Genomic DNA, 14,505 nt, shown 5'->3' with positions numbered 1-14,505 from the left:
CCTCACCGCCGTACGGGTCGCGTACGGCGGTTGCCCATCGACATTTACTAGGACGTCCTAGTAAATTCGAGAGTATGGACGCTGACGCCATCGCAGAGGGCCGCCGACGCTGGCAGGCCCGGTTCGACGCCGCACGCACGCGTGAGGCCGCCGGGGGTTTGGGGGCGCAGCCCCCAAGAGATTGGACACGTACTACGCTCTCCGGCGATCCCGTGGAGCCGGTGTACGGGCCTCGCCCCGGGGACAGGTACGACGGCTTCGAGCGGATCGGGTGGCCCGGCGAGTACCCCTACACGCGCGGGCTGCACGCCACGGGCTACCGGGGGCGGACGTGGACGATCCGGCAGTTCGCCGGGTTCGGCAACGCCGAGCAGACCAACGAGCGGTACAAGAAGATCCTTGCCAACGGCGGCGGCGGACTGTCCGTCGCCTTCGACATGCCGACCCTCATGGGCCGCGACTCCGACGACCCGCGCTCGCTCGGCGAGGTCGGGCACTGCGGGGTCGCCATCGACTCCGCCGCCGACATGGAGGTCCTCTTCAAGGACATCCCGCTCGGTGACGTCACCACGTCGATGACCATCAGCGGGCCCGCCGTCCCCGTCTTCTGCATGTACCTGGTGGCGGCCGAGCGGCAGGGCGTGGACCCCGCCGTCCTCAACGGCACGCTCCAGACGGACATCTTCAAGGAGTACATCGCCCAGAAGGAGTGGCTCTTCCAGCCCGAGCCGCACCTCCGCCTCATCGGCGACCTCATGGAGTACTGCGCGACCGGCATCCCCGCCTACAAGCCGCTGTCCGTCTCCGGCTACCACATCCGCGAGGCCGGCTCCACGGCCGCGCAGGAGCTGGCGTACACCCTCGCGGACGGCTTCGGGTACGTCGAACTCGGCCTGTCCCGCGGCCTCGACGTGGACGTCTTCGCGCCCGGCCTGTCCTTCTTCTTCGACGCGCACGTCGACTTCTTCGAGGAGATCGCCAAGTTCCGCGCGGCGCGCCGCATTTGGGCCCGCTGGATGCGGGACGTCTACGGCGCGCAGTCCGAGAAGGCACAGTGGCTGCGCTTCCACACCCAGACCGCCGGCGTCTCGCTGACCGCGCAGCAGCCGTACAACAACGTGGTCCGTACGGCAGTCGAGGCGCTCGCGGCCGTGCTCGGCGGGACCAACTCGCTGCACACCAACGCCCTGGACGAGACCCTCGCGCTGCCGAGTGAGCAGGCCGCGGAGATCGCGCTGCGCACGCAGCAGGTCCTGATGGAGGAGACCGGGGTCGCCAACGTGGCGGATCCGCTGGGCGGTTCGTGGTACGTCGAGCAGCTCACCGACCGCATCGAGGCGGACGCCGAGAAGATCTTCGAGCAGATCAGGGAGCGGGGGCTGCGGGCCCACCCGGACGGGCAGCACCCGATCGGGCCGATCACCTCCGGCATCCTGCGCGGCATCGAGGACGGCTGGTTCACCGGCGAGATCGCCGAGGCCGCCTTCCAGTACCAGCGGTCCGTGGAGAAGGGCGACAAGCGGGTCGTCGGCGTGAATGTGCACCACGGGTCCGTCACCGGAGACCTGGAGATCCTGCGGGTCAGCCACGAGGTGGAGCGGGACCAGGTACGGGAGTTGGGGACGCGCAAGGGCGCCCGGGACGAGGCGGCCGTGACGGCGGCGCTGGACGCGATGCTCGCCGCCGCGCGTGACGGGTCGAACATGATCGGGCCGATGCTGGACGCGACCCGGGCCGAGGCGACGCTGGGCGAGATCTGCGGAGTGCTGCGGGACGAGTGGGGGGTGTACACCGAGCCCGCGGGCTTCTAGGCCGTGTCCGCGAAATCCCGTCGTCCGCCCGAAGGGCGGGCCCCGCGGCGTCCGGTGCGGCGAGTGGGGGCACCTCCCACGCCCTTAAGGCAGTGGGGGAGCGTGCCGGGCGTCGCGCGGCTGGGGGCACCCCCTCTGGGGGAGTGACTTTGCGGACACGACCTGGGCCCCGTCGGGCTGGTCAGGTCGCAGGAGATCGGCGGGCCTGATCGGTGCCGGTGAGCGACGGCAACGCGGCTGGGGGTTCCGCACGCCTCTGAGGCAGCGGGGGAGTGCGTGCTCGGCCCCGCGCCAACAATCCTGCGGGTCAATACACCTACGTGCCGCTGATCGACGTCAGGCCGAGCAGCAGCACCTTGGTGAAGCTGCGGACCCACTGTTCGTCGGCCGGTTCCGCGCTCACCAGGGTGCGGTGCACCACCGCGCCCGCCACCACGTCGAAGATCAGGTCGGCCGTGCGCGCGGCTTCCTCCGGGTCGGTCTCCGGGGGCAGTTCGCCGCGCGCCTGGGCCCGCTCCCGGCCCTCCACGACCAGGCACTTCTGCCGGTCGACGATCGACTCGCGGATGCGTTCCCGCAGGGCTTCGTCACGGGTCGACTCGGCGACCACCGCCATCAGTCCGCTCTTGGCCTCCGGGCGGGCCAGGATCGCCGCGAACTGCAGGACGACGCCCTCGATGTCGGCGGCCAGGGTGCCACGGTCGGGGAGGTGGAGTTCGTCGAAGAGTTCGGCGACCGCGTCGACGACGAGTTCGTTCTTGCCCGCCCAGCGGCGGTAGAGGGTCGTTTTCGCAACCCCCGCGCGCGTGGCGACGTCTCCCAACGTGAGCTTGGACCAGCCGAGTTCGACCAGGGCCTCCCGGGTGGCCGCGAGGATAGCGGTGTCCGCGGTGGTGCTGCGGGGGCGTCCCGCGGCGCGTGGGACGGGAGTGCTGCTCTGCATCCCTTGACCATAACCGGCGGTTCCTGTGGTGCAGTGAGGGAGATCACTGGGTACCTGTATCCGGGAGGCACCCGACACCATTACGCTACGACTCGTAGCGAAACCACGGGCGCGGGGTGGGGACCCGGCGCCGAACAGCTCGTAGCAGACCGGCTTTCACAACGCTTTTCCTTCACACGGGCGGACGGGGGAGGATAGACGCATGCAGCCACGGAACATGTCCATGAGCGGAGTCGTCGACCTCGCCGCGGTGAAGGCGGCCCAGGAGGCCAAGGCCAAGGCGGAGCAGGCGCGCGCCGAAACCGCCAGGCAGGGCGGCGGCGGTGCCGTCTCGCCGGCCGATCTTGTCATCGACGTAGATGAGGCGGGGTTCGAGAGCGAGGTCCTGCAGCGGTCCACCGAGGTCCCGGTCGTCATCGACTTCTGGGCCGAGTGGTGCGAGCCGTGCAAGCAGCTGAGCCCGATCCTTGAGCGGCTCGCCCTTGACTACAACGGGCGCTTCGTCCTTGCCAGGATCGACGTAGACGCCAATCAGATGCTGATGCAGCAGTTCGGGGTCCAGGGGATCCCGGCCGTCTTCGCGGTGGTCGCCGGTCAGGCGCTGCCGCTCTTCCAGGGTGCCGCCGCCGAGTCGCAGATCCGCGAGACCCTCGACCAGTTGATCCAGGTCGCCGAGCAGCGCTTCGGCCTCACGGGCCTGGACGTCGACCCGGACGCCCGGCCCGGCGACCGGCCCGAGGTCGTCGCCGAGGCGCCGGCCGGACCGTACGACGGACTGCTCGAAGCCGCCGTGCAGGCCCTGGACGCGGGGGACTTCGGCGGGGCCGTGCAGGCCTACAAGAACGTGCTGAGCGACGACCCCGCCAACACCGAGGCCAAACTGGGGCTCGCCCAGGCCGAGTTGCTGCAGCGCGTGTCGACGCTCGACCCGCAGCGGGTGCGCACGGAGGCGGCCGACAAGCCGGGTGACGTGACGGCGCAGATCGCCGCCGCCGACCTGGATCTGGTGGGCGGCCATGTCGAGGACGCGTTCGGCCGGCTGATCGACACCGTGCGGCGCACGGTGGGTGACGACCGGGACACCGTACGACTGCGGCTGCTGGAGCTGTTCGAGGTCGTCGGGGGCGACGACCCGCGGGTGACCGCGGCCCGGCGGGCACTGGCGCGGGCGCTGTTCTGAGCGGGGCGCGAGGCCGGTTCTGACCAGTCGGTAAACCTCGTGACCTGTGTTGCCGGAGTGAAAGATTTGCCGACGGAGTGTCACTGCGGCCGCGCTTTACCAAATCTTGGTAATCGCGGCCGCTGTTACTTGGAGTAAGTCAGGGGCGTTCTTCTGTCGGATCCCGTCCGAATATCACCGGTTTTGTCCTGGCCCACGATGACACCCAGCGTCGTCGACCGATACCGGCGGGTCGTTGTTCGGTTATCCGGCCGTTACTACCCAGTAACGAAGCCCCTTGTGCGGGCGGCGAGAATGCACCACGATCGGCGACGCTCGGTCCATTTCCGTACGCCCCGACAGCCGGTCGGGTCCATGGAGTCTCCTGGGTCCCCACCGAGTAGAGCCGGAAACAATGGAGCCGGCTCTTGGGCAGGGGGGTCTTCGCCGCACGGCGGAGCCTGTCCAGCAAGGTTGTGCGTGATGTGCGTCAGGCGCGACCAGTGGTTGTCGCTCGGGGGTGATCGCCGGTGATCGGTGCGCGGTTCGCGCCTCCGAAGACGGGCGCTCCCCTTCCCGAGGACGTAGCACTTCTCCCATCCCTGCCCGGCTGAGCCGCCAATTGGGGGCAGTCAGGGCCGGAGATGTACGTCCGAGAAGGAGGAAATATGGAGTCCCAGGTGCGTGGCGGGACGAGATGGAAGCGCTTCGCTGTGGTCATGGTGCCCAGCGTCGCCGCCACGGCGTGTATAGGTGTCGCCCTCGCGCAGGGTGCTCTCGCCGCGTCGTTCAGTGTGTCGGGTCAGTCGTTCAAGGTGACGGCGGACGAGCTCGACGGCACGGGCTTCTCTCAGTACGGAGCCATTGACTCGGGGTACAACCTCGACGGCAGCAAGACGGCTCACCCCGTCGCTGTCTCGGCGTTCAAGTCCGCGTCGATCACCAACATGTGCCAGTCGGTGGTCACCCCGAACATCCCGCTGCTCGGATCGGTCAGCCTCGTGCTGAAGGCGGGCGGCAGCGGTACGCCGGTCGAGGCCGACAACCTGTACATCGACGTCCAGGACCTCAGCGCCGATGCCGTGTTCCACAACATCGACATCGGTGTTGCGGCCGGCAACGCCTCCAAGGGCCCGGGCATGAAGGGCGGCAGCGAGGCTGCCAACCCCTACGGGTTCGCCCAGCAGGCCGAGTCGGTCACGCTGACCGGCGTGAAGCAGACGGCGTGGGCCACCACTGCCGGAACCTTCAAGCTCAGCGGGCTCAAGATGTCGGTGTCGGCGGGCACCCACGAGTGCTACTAGGCACTTGATGGCGGGCGGGGGAGCCGGTGGCGCCCCCGCCCGTCCACCTTCCACCCGCACCTTCACACGAGGTGCAACTCTCCACCACAGTTACGCCGTACCAGGGAGCTGTTTTCCATGAGCGCCGAGACTCCTGCCGCACCCGGCCAGTTCACCCGCCGGAGGCTGCAGTTCCGCGCCTGGCGTGGCACGAGGCCGTTCTGGGCCGGTCTGTTCGTCATGCTCGGCGGAATCCCGATCGCCTACTTCCCGTACGCACATCTCCAGGTGGGTCATCTGACCCTGGCGATGGCTACCACCGCGGGCGCCGGGTCCCTGATCATCGGCGTGCTGCTTGTCGTCCTGGGCTTCAGCCTCTGGTTCCAGAAGCACGTGCGCACCTTCGCGGGTGTCGCGGCGATTCTGCTGGCGCTGGTGTCCATCCCCGTGTCCAACCTCGGCGGCTTCCTCGTCGGCTTCCTCCTCGCCCTCGTCGGCGGGGCGCTGGCCGTGTCGTGGGTGCCGGGCACACCGCCGGAGCCGCAGGCGGTACAGGAGGACACGAAGGGAGAGGGCGGCGCACCCGCGGCCGCACCGTACGAGGCCGCACCGCACGAGTCCGCCTCGTACTACGAGGCCGCGCCGCACGAGGCCGCGCCGTACCGGACCGCCGACGAGGCGGGCGAGCCGAACGATCTGTCAGGAACGAGCCCGGTGAACAACGGGGCGAACGGGAGGCACAGTGCCGGCTGACGAGGTGACCCACGGGACTGATGTGGACGAGTCCCGTGTGAGAACCGGGCCGCGGCATGCGGCACCCAAGAAGCCGCTGTTCACCAGGCTCCACATGCCCGCCGGCAAGGCGATAGCCACGGTGGCGATGCCTACCGCCGTCATCATGGGGATGGGCTTCACGTCCTCCCTGGCACTCGCCGACAACGGCTCGACGACCTCACCGTCGTCGAAGAGCCTGACGGCCGACGAGTACAAGAACTGCGTCGCGGCGCTGGCCGACTCGACGGCGAGCGCGACGCCCTCGGCTTCGCCGTCCACCAGCGCGAGCGAGTCCGCCGACTCGTCCAAGGACGACGCGACGCCCTCGGCCACGGCCACGGACGGAGCGAAGGCGGACTCGGGCAAGTCCTCTTCGTCGGATTCAGGTTCCGACGACACGGCCACGCCCACGCCGTCCGCCTCCGCGAGCAAGTCGACGGAGTCGAGCAGCACCGCCACGGCGACGCCCTCGGCGTCCGCCAGCAGCGGCAACCTGCTGGACACCATCGGCGACGCCATCACCGGCATCCTCACCGGCGGTTCGTCGAGCTCCGACTCCACGGCGACCGCCACGCCGACGCCCACCGCGTCCGCGTCGGCGAGCGCCACGAAGGACGCGTCCTCGGACGCCTCCTCCAGCGTGTCCGACACCGTCAAGGACACGACGAAGAAGGTCACCGACACGGTCGACGACACCGTGAAGGACACGACCGACACCGCGTCCAAGGCGGCCGAGGCCGCCACCAAGGCGGCTGCGGCCGCGGCGACGGCCACCCCGTCCGCGAGCGCGAGCACCGACACCTCGGACTGCCCGGCCGCGACGGACGACACCAGCGGCGTCGACAACAAGGTCCTGCTGCCGGACGACCCGTGGTACCTGAACGCCAGCTCGCTGCTGCTCAAGGGTGCCGACTACAAGGGCGTCGTCGAGGTGAAGACCGCCAGCGGCAAGATCAAGAAGGTCCTGAAGTACGTCATCTCCAGCGGGACCGACATCGGCGACCTCCACCAGACGGTCGACGACAAGCAGTCGGGCAAGACCTACCACGTGCAGGCGGCCGCCGGCTCGACATCCACCATCCGCGACGGCGACACCGTGATGTACACGGAGTCCATCTCGGGCAACCTGTTCGGACTGATCCCGATCACGTTCGACCCGGACAACCCGCCGCCGCTGAACATCCCGCTGATCTACTTCACCAACGTGAAGGTGGTCCAGGCCGGCCAGTTCGGCGGCACGCTGACCGTCCCCGGGCTGCGCAGCTACCAGGACTGAACGCCCCCACAAGCCCGTTCGGGAGCCGCGCACGAACTGAGGGCGCCCCCTTTCCCAGGGGGCGCCCTCAGCGCCGTACAAGAGCCTTCAGCGGTGCGTCAGTTGCGCTCGCCGCCGCCGAGGTGGTGGACGCGGAGCATGTTGGTGGTGCCGGGGACGCCGGGGGGCGAGCCGGCGGTGATGATGAGGGTGTCGCCCGGGTTGAAGCGGTTGATCTTGGCGATCTCCGCGTCGACCATGTCGACCATCTCGTCGGTGCTGTTCACGAACGGCACCACGTGCGACTCCACACCCCAGCTGAGCGTCAGCTGGTTGCGGGTGCCCTCGTCCATGGTGAAGGCGACGATCGGCTGCGAGGCGCGGTAGCGGGACAGCCGGCGGGCGGTGTCACCGGACTGCGTGAAGGCCACCAGGGCCCGGCCGCCGAGGAAGTCGGCGATCTCGCACGCGGCACGCGCGATCGAACCGCCCTGCGTACGCGGCTTCTTGCCCGGCACGAGCGGCTGCAGGCCCTTGCTGAGCAGCTCCTCCTCGGCCGCCTGGACGATCTTCGACATCGTCTGCACGGTCTCGATCGGGTAGGCGCCCACGGAGGACTCGGCGGACAGCATGACCGCGTCCGCGCCGTCCAGGATCGCGTTGGCCACGTCGGAGGCCTCGGCGCGCGTGGGGCGGGAGTTGGTGATCATCGACTCCATCATCTGGGTCGCCACGATCACCGGCTTGGCGTTGCGCCGGCACAGCTCCACGAGGCGCTTCTGCACCATCGGGACCTTCTCCAGCGGGTACTCGACGGCGAGGTCGCCGCGGGCCACCATCACCGCGTCGAACGCAGCGACCACGGCCTCCATGTTGGCGACCGCCTGCGGCTTCTCCACCTTGGCGATGACGGGGACCCGGCGGCCCTCCTCGTCCATCACCTTGTGGACGTCGTACACGTCGCTCGCGTCGCGCACGAAGGACAGGGCGACCATGTCGCAGCCCATCCGCAGGGCGAAGCGCAGGTCCTCGACGTCCTTCTCGGACAGCGCGGGCACGTTCACCGCCGCGCCGGGCAGGTTGATGCCCTTGTGGTCGGAGATGACGCCGCCCTCGATGACGATCGTCTTCACGCGGGGGCCTTCGACGCTGAGGACCTTCAGCTCGACGTTGCCGTCGTTGATCAGGATCTGGTCACCGCGGGAGACGTCACCGGGCAGGCCCTTGTACGTCGTACCGCAGATGGTCTTGTCGCCCGGAACGTCCTCGGTGGTGATGGTGAACTCGTCACCGCGCACCAGCTCGACGGGACCCTCCGCGAAGGTCTCCAGGCGGATCTTCGGGCCCTGCAGGTCGGCGAGGACGCCGATGGCACGGCCGGTCTCCTTGGCCGCGGCACGGACGCGGTCGTACCGCCCCTGGTGCTCGGCGTGGGTGCCGTGGCTGAAATTGAAGCGGGCCACATTCATGCCGGCCTCGATCAGCGACACCAGTTGTTCGTGGGAGTCGACCGCGGGGCCGAGAGTACAGACGATTTTCGAACGGCGCATGGGACGATCCTATCGGTTTGTTTCGCTGCGGAATATTCCGTCTGGCGGAAGATACAAATGGGCGGGCATGCGCTCAGGCGTTGGAATTTCCGACCAGTGCATACGTCTGAGTGGCGATCTCCAATTCCTCGTCCGTCGGCACCACCGCGACCGCGACCCGCCCGGACGCCGGCGAGATCAGCCGCGGCTCGTCACTCCGTACGGCGTTCAGCACGCCGTCGACCTCAAGCCCCAGCAGCTCCAGGCCCGCGACGGCGGCTTCCCGCACCGCGCCCGCGTTCTCCCCGACTCCCGCCGTGAAGGCGACCGCGTCCACCCGGCCGAGTACCGCGTAGTAGGCACCGATGTACTTCTTCAAACGGTGAATGTAGATGTCGAAGGCCAGTTCCGCCTGTTCGTCACCCTCGTCGATCCGGCGCCGGATCTCCCGCATGTCGTTGTCCCCGCACAGTCCGATCAGACCGCTCTTCTTGTTGAGAAGAGTGTCGATCTCATCGGTGGACATTTCGCCAACACGCATCAAATGGAAGATGACGGCCGGATCCAGGTCTCCCGACCGGGTCCCCATCACCAGCCCCTCCAACGGCGTCAGCCCCATGGAGGTGTCCACACACCGCCCACCTTCCACGGCCGACGCGGACGCCCCGTTCCCGAGGTGCAGCACGATCACGTTGACGTCCTCGGGCGCCTTCCCCAGCAGCTTCGCCGTCGCCCGGGACACGTACGCGTGCGAGGTCCCGTGGAACCCGTACCGTCGGATCCGGTACGCGTCGGCGGTCGCCACGTCGATCGCGTAGCGGGCGGCCGACTCCGGCATCGTCGTGTGGAACGCGGTGTCGAACACGGCCACTTGCGGCAGATCGGGCCGCAGCGCCATCGCGGTACGGATCCCGACGAGGTTCGCCGGATTGTGCAACGGCGCGACGGGGATGAGCCGTTCGATCTCGGCGAGCACGGCGTCGTCGATGACGGTGGGCGCGGTGAAGGTCTGCCCGCCGTGCACGACCCGATGCCCGATGGCGGCCAGCTCGGGGGAGTCCAATCCGAGCCCGTCCCTGGTCAGTTCATCCGCTACGGCCTTCAGGGCGGCCTCGTGATCGGGGATCGGGCCGGTGAACTCCCTTACGGCACCGGTCGTGAGGCACGTGTGCTTGAGCCGGGAGGTCTCCTCGCCGATGCGCTCGACGAGGCCCATGGCCAGCCGCTCGCCGCCGCGCATGTCGAGCAGCTGGTACTTCACCGACGAGGAGCCGGAGTTGAGGACGAGGACGCGGGTCGCGGTCACTGCTGGGAGGCCTTCTCGTTCGGGTGCTGTGCCTGGATCGCCGTGATGGCGACGGTGTTGACGATGTCCGAGACGAGGGCGCCCCGGGACAGGTCGTTGACCGGCTTGCGCAGCCCCTGCAGCACCGGCCCGACGGCGATGGCGCCGGCCGAACGCTGCACGGCCTTGTAGGTGTTGTTGCCGGTGTTGAGGTCGGGGAAGATCAACACGCTTGCCTGGCCCGCGACTTCGGAGTCCGGCATCTTCGTGGCGGCGACGGTGGGCTCGACGGCGGCGTCGTACTGGATGGGCCCCTCGATCCGCAGGTCGGCCCGCCGCAGCCGGACCAGTTCGGTCGCCTCGCGCACCTTGTCGACGTCGACGCCCGAGCCGGACGTACCGGTCGAGTACGACAGCATCGCGATCCGCGCCGCGACGCCGAACTGCTCGGCGGTGGCGGCGGACTGGATGGCGATGTCGGCCAACTGCTCGGCGTTCGGGTCGGGGTTCACGGCACAGTCGCCGTACACCAGCACCTTGTCGGCGAGGCACATGAAGAAGACGGACGAGACGATGTCAGCGTCCGGCTTCGTCTTGATGATCTCGAAGGCGGGCCGGATGGTGGCCGCCGTGGAGTGCACGGCGCCGGAGACCATGCCGTCGGCGAGCCCCGCCTGCACCATCAGGGTGCCGAAGTAGTTCACGTCGGCGACGACGTCGTAGGCCAGCTCGACGGTCACGCCCTTGTGGGCGCGGAGTTCGGCGTACTTCTCGGCGAAGCGGTCGCGCAGTTCGGAGGTGGTCGGGTCGATCAGCTGGGCCGCGGTGAGGTCGATGCCGAGGTCGGCGGCCTTCTTGCGGATCTGGTCCTCCGGGCCGAGGAGGGTCAACTCGCAGACACCGCGCCGCAGTAGCACCTCGGCGGCGTGCAGGACGCGGGGCTCGGTGCCCTCGGGGAGGACGATGCGGCGCTTGTCGGAGCGGGCCCGCTCCAGGAGCGTGTGCTCGAACATCATCGGGGTGACCCGGTCGCTGCTCGGCGCGGAGACCCGTTTGAGCAGGTCGCTCGTGTCGACGTACCGCTCGAAGAGACCGAGCGCGGTCTCCGCCTTGCGCGGGGTGGCCGCGTTCAACTTCCCTTCCAGGGCGAAGAGTTCGCCGGCGGTGGGGAAGGAGTTCCCGGCCACCGAGACCACCGGGGTGCCCGGCGCGAGGCGCGCGGCGAGGGTGAGGATCTCGTCGCCCGGCACCTCGTTCAGGGTGAGCAGTACGCCGGCTATCGGCGGGGTGCCGGCGCTGTGCGCGGCGAGCGCGCCGATGACGAGGTCGGCGCGGTCGCCCGGGGTGACGACGAGCGCGCCCGGGGTCAGCGCCTTGAGGAAGTTGGGCAGCATCGCCCCGCCGAACACGAAGTCCAGCGCGTCCCGGGCGAGCCCCGATTCGTCCCCGAGGAGCACCCGGCCGCCGAGCGCGTGGGTGATCTGCGCGACGGTCGGGGCCGAGAGCGCGGGCTCGTCCGGTACGACGTGGCAGGGCACCGGCAGCCGGCTGGCGAGGCGCTGGGCGATCTCGTCGCGGTCCTCGCGGGCGACCCGGTTGGTGACCATGGCGAGGACGTCGCACCCGAGGCCGTCGTAGGCGCGATAGGCGTTGCGCGTCTCCGCGAGCACGGACTCGGCGGTCTGCTTGCGCCCGCCGACGACGGGGATCACCGACGCGCCGAACTCGTTCGCGAGGCGGGCGTTGAGGGCCAGCTCGTCCGGGAACTGGGTGTCCGCGAAGTCGGTCCCCAGGACGAGGACGACGTCGTAGTCGCGGGCGACGAGATGGAACCGGTCGACGAGGGTCGACACCAGCTCATCGGTCCCCTGCTCGGCCTGGAGGGCCGACGCCTCGTGGTAGTCCATGCCGTAGACGGTCGCCGGGTCCTGCGACAGCCGGTAGCGGGCACGCAGCAGCTCGAACAGCCGATCGGGACCGTCGTGGACGAGGGGACGGAACACCCCCACCCGGTCGACCTGCCGGGTCAGGAGTTCCATGACCCCCAGCTCGACGACCTGACGGCCGTCGCCGCGGTCGATCCCGGTCACGTACACGCTGCGGGTCACGCGTGGTCTCCCTGTCTGGCAGTGCTTTCGGGCTTCTGGTGAGTGCGTTTCGGCGGCCGTGAAGATCGCCCACCGATGTGAGCAGAACGCTCTTGACAGTACCTCCGGGGGTGGATAAGACGCCCGTCAGTCCGAGGGAAGCGGCGTCGCCCTGAGGGACGTGAAACAATCGGATCCGGCTCACCGGTATCAACAGCGAGCAGGAGACACAGCACGATGCGCATCGGAGTTCTCACCGCAGGTGGCGACTGCCCCGGCCTGAACGCCGTGATCCGATCGGTCGTGCACCGAGCGGTCGACAACTACGGCGACGAGGTCATCGGCTTCGAGGACGGCTACGCCGGTCTGCTCGAAGGCCACTACCGCACCCTCGACCTCGACGCGGTCAGCGGCATCCTCGCCCGCGGCGGCACGATCCTCGGCTCGTCGCGACTGGAACGGGACCGGCTGCGCGAGGCCTGCGAGAACGCGCTGGACATCGCGCGCGACTTCGGCATCGACGCGCTGATCCCGATCGGCGGCGAGGGCACGCTGACGGCGGCGCGCATGCTGAGCGACGCCGGCCTGCCCGTCGTAGGCGTCCCCAAGACGATCGACAACGACATCTCGTCGACGGACCGCACGTTCGGCTTCGACACGGCGGTCGGGGTCGCGACGGAGGCGATGGACCGCCTGAAGACGACGGCGGAGTCGCACCAGCGGGTGATGGTCGTCGAGGTCATGGGCCGCCACGCGGGCTGGATCGCGCTGGAGTCCGGAATGGCGGCGGGCGCGCACGGCATCTGCCTGCCCGAGCGCCCCTTCGACCCGGCCGACCTGGTCAAGATGGTCGAGGAACGCTTCGCCCGCGGCAAGAGGTTCGCCGTCGTCTGCGTGGCCGAGGGCGCGCACCCCGCCGAGGGCACCATGGACTACAACAAGGGCGCGATCGACCAGTTCGGCCACGAGCGCTTCCAGGGCATCGGCACGGCACTGGCCTACGAGTTGGAGCGCCGCCTCGGCAAGGAGGCCAAGCCGGTCATCCTCGGCCACATCCAGCGCGGCGGCGTACCGACCGCGTACGACCGGGTGTTGGCGACGCGGTTCGGCTGGCACGCGGTGGAGGCGGCGCACCGGGGGGACTTCGGACGGATGACGGCGCTGCGGGGGACGGACGTGGTGATGGTGCCGTTGGCGGAGGCGGTCACCGAGCTGAAGACGGTGCCGAAGGACCGGATGGACGAGGCGGAGTCGGTTTTCTAGCCGGTTCGTTCAAGGGGTTCTGAGCGGGCGGGTTCCGGGCCGACGGGTTCTGGATCGGCGGGTTCTGGGTCGGCCTGCTCAGTACGTGCTCCTCTCCACCATGGTCCAGAAGCGGTCGATGATCTGGTCGAGGAAGTCGCGGCCGGCCTCGCTCGCGTCGACGACCGAGTTGCCGCCGGCCCAGCTGAGGGTGGCGACCATCTGCCCCTGGTAGTCCTCGTGCAGTTCCTGGAGGGAGTCCTCCAGGAGACGCCGGTCCAGGGGCACCATTTTGCCGATCGGGCGCACGTAGGCCTGCCAGCGTGTGGTCACGGCGCTGCGCAGCAGTTCCGCGAGCCGGGTGTCGCGTCCGGTGACGCTGATGAAATCGGGGAGCGAGAGGTCGAGCAGGTCGGCGAGCGCGGAGGACTGGCGCTCGGTGCCGCGCCACTCGTCGTGCTCCTCCATCCGCAGATACACGAGGAGTTCGAGCCCGACGGCACGGGCGATGTCCTCCGGCGCGAGGCCATGGGCGAGGCGGTGCTCACGCAGCGTGCGTGGCTTGCCGATGAGTTCGCCCGCGGAGCACCACAACACGCCCGCGAGTGCGGTGAGTTCGGGACTGGAGGGCGCGGTGAGCCCACGCTCCCAGGCGATGACCAGGTCAGGCGTGACGTACGGCAGCCCGAACGAGGCACGCATGCCGTACGCGACATGCTCGGGGCCCATGTTGAGGGCGGTGCGGAGCCGGCGGGCGGCGGGGGCGTTGAACGGCGGCGTGGGCGGCGTGGACTGGCTGGGTTGAGCTGGGGGTCGGCGCACGGGGCACAAGTTAGGGGCGGCTGGGTGCGGTGACTACGGTCTGTTCGGCCAGGATTACGGATTGTAGGAACGTACGGATACGGCCGGGTAGGGGTGGGTGGGGAGAGATCGCCCGGGGGTTGGGCGGGGGTTGGGCAGGGGTGCGTGGTGACGCTGAGTGGTGGCCGGGAGTGGCCGGTGGCGGCCGAGGCGCGGTGAATATGCCTCCCTACCTTGCCATTCGTCGGAGCGGCGGGGGCTCGGGACTGCCGGGGGCTGTTCGATCGGCGTCGGGCGTGTGGGCGGGGGTCGAAGGGGAGTGCGTTTGTGGTGGGG

Annotated in this window: 11 protein-coding genes; 6 read left to right on the top strand and 5 right to left on the bottom strand. The window is 69.3% G+C overall.

Going from position 1 to position 14,505, the window contains the following annotated elements; all coding sequences use genetic code 11:
* Positions 1 to 74 precede the first annotated feature (74 nt).
* Positions 75 to 1,811 carry a methylmalonyl-CoA mutase family protein gene (locus AB0I69_RS20525; protein WP_363097045.1) on the top strand — a complete coding sequence of 579 codons (1,737 nt, stop codon included), beginning with the start codon at positions 75 to 77 and terminating at the stop codon, positions 1,809 to 1,811.
* A 316-nt stretch (positions 1,812 to 2,127) separates the two neighbouring features.
* Here the strand turns inward: AB0I69_RS20525 and AB0I69_RS20520 are convergent, their stop codons facing one another.
* Positions 2,128 to 2,754, bottom strand: coding sequence for a TetR/AcrR family transcriptional regulator (locus AB0I69_RS20520; RefSeq protein WP_363097044.1), 627 nt, complete (start codon positions 2,752 to 2,754; stop codon positions 2,128 to 2,130).
* 202 nt (positions 2,755 to 2,956) lie between these two features.
* Here AB0I69_RS20520 and AB0I69_RS20515 point away from each other — a divergent pair, with 202 nt between their 5' ends.
* The 4 genes from AB0I69_RS20515 to AB0I69_RS20500 all read left to right on the top strand — a co-directional run bounded on the left by AB0I69_RS20515 (position 2,957) and on the right by AB0I69_RS20500 (position 7,246).
* The gene (locus AB0I69_RS20515) at positions 2,957 to 3,934 is read left to right on the top strand and encodes a tetratricopeptide repeat protein (protein WP_363097043.1); all 978 of its coding nucleotides are present in this window, start codon (positions 2,957 to 2,959) and stop codon (positions 3,932 to 3,934) included.
* Between the two features lie 647 nt (positions 3,935 to 4,581).
* Entirely contained in the window at positions 4,582 to 5,217 is a 636-nt protein-coding gene (locus AB0I69_RS20510; RefSeq protein WP_363097042.1) for a DUF6230 family protein, read from the top strand.
* Positions 5,218 to 5,334: 117 nt separating this feature from the next.
* Positions 5,335 to 5,949, top strand: coding sequence for a DUF6114 domain-containing protein (locus AB0I69_RS20505; protein ID WP_363097041.1), 615 nt, complete (start codon positions 5,335 to 5,337; stop codon positions 5,947 to 5,949).
* Positions 5,939 to 7,246 (top strand): hypothetical protein, encoded by a 1,308-nt coding sequence (locus AB0I69_RS20500; RefSeq protein WP_363097040.1) that lies wholly within the window; start codon positions 5,939 to 5,941, stop codon positions 7,244 to 7,246. Before AB0I69_RS20505 ends, AB0I69_RS20500 begins: the two co-directional genes overlap by 11 nt.
* Positions 7,247 to 7,344: 98 nt before the next feature.
* Here AB0I69_RS20500 and pyk read toward each other — a convergent pair whose 3' ends face one another.
* The 3 genes from pyk to pta all read right to left on the bottom strand — a co-directional run bounded on the left by pyk (position 7,345) and on the right by pta (position 12,147).
* Positions 7,345 to 8,775: a pyruvate kinase gene (pyk, locus tag AB0I69_RS20495; protein WP_363097039.1), complete on the bottom strand. Its 1,431-nt coding sequence runs from the start codon at positions 8,773 to 8,775 to the stop codon at positions 7,345 to 7,347.
* A gap of 73 nt (positions 8,776 to 8,848) precedes the next feature.
* The gene (locus tag AB0I69_RS20490) at positions 8,849 to 10,060 is read right to left on the bottom strand and encodes an acetate kinase (RefSeq protein ID WP_363097038.1); all 1,212 of its coding nucleotides are present in this window, start codon (positions 10,058 to 10,060) and stop codon (positions 8,849 to 8,851) included.
* The gene (pta, locus tag AB0I69_RS20485) at positions 10,057 to 12,147 is read right to left on the bottom strand and encodes a phosphate acetyltransferase (protein WP_363097037.1); all 2,091 of its coding nucleotides are present in this window, start codon (positions 12,145 to 12,147) and stop codon (positions 10,057 to 10,059) included. Before pta ends, AB0I69_RS20490 begins: the two co-directional genes overlap by 4 nt.
* Before the next feature lie 216 nt (positions 12,148 to 12,363).
* Here pta and AB0I69_RS20480 point away from each other — a divergent pair, with 216 nt between their 5' ends.
* Complete coding sequence (locus AB0I69_RS20480) at positions 12,364 to 13,389, top strand: ATP-dependent 6-phosphofructokinase (protein ID WP_363097036.1); 1,026 nt, start codon at positions 12,364 to 12,366, stop codon at positions 13,387 to 13,389.
* A 78-nt stretch (positions 13,390 to 13,467) separates the two neighbouring features.
* On the opposite strand, the gene AB0I69_RS20475 is transcribed toward AB0I69_RS20480, so the two are convergent.
* Positions 13,468 to 14,097 carry an XRE family transcriptional regulator gene (locus tag AB0I69_RS20475; RefSeq protein ID WP_363097131.1) on the bottom strand — a complete coding sequence of 210 codons (630 nt, stop codon included), beginning with the start codon at positions 14,095 to 14,097 and terminating at the stop codon, positions 13,468 to 13,470.
* Positions 14,098 to 14,505 lie beyond the last annotated feature (408 nt).

The sequence above is a fragment of the Streptomyces sp. NPDC050508 genome, assembly GCF_040655155.1.
Taxonomy (GTDB): Bacteria; Actinomycetota; Actinomycetes; order Streptomycetales; family Streptomycetaceae; genus Streptomyces.
The sequence above is the reverse complement of the archived record's forward strand: the minus strand, read 5'-3'. Positions and strand labels throughout refer to the sequence as shown.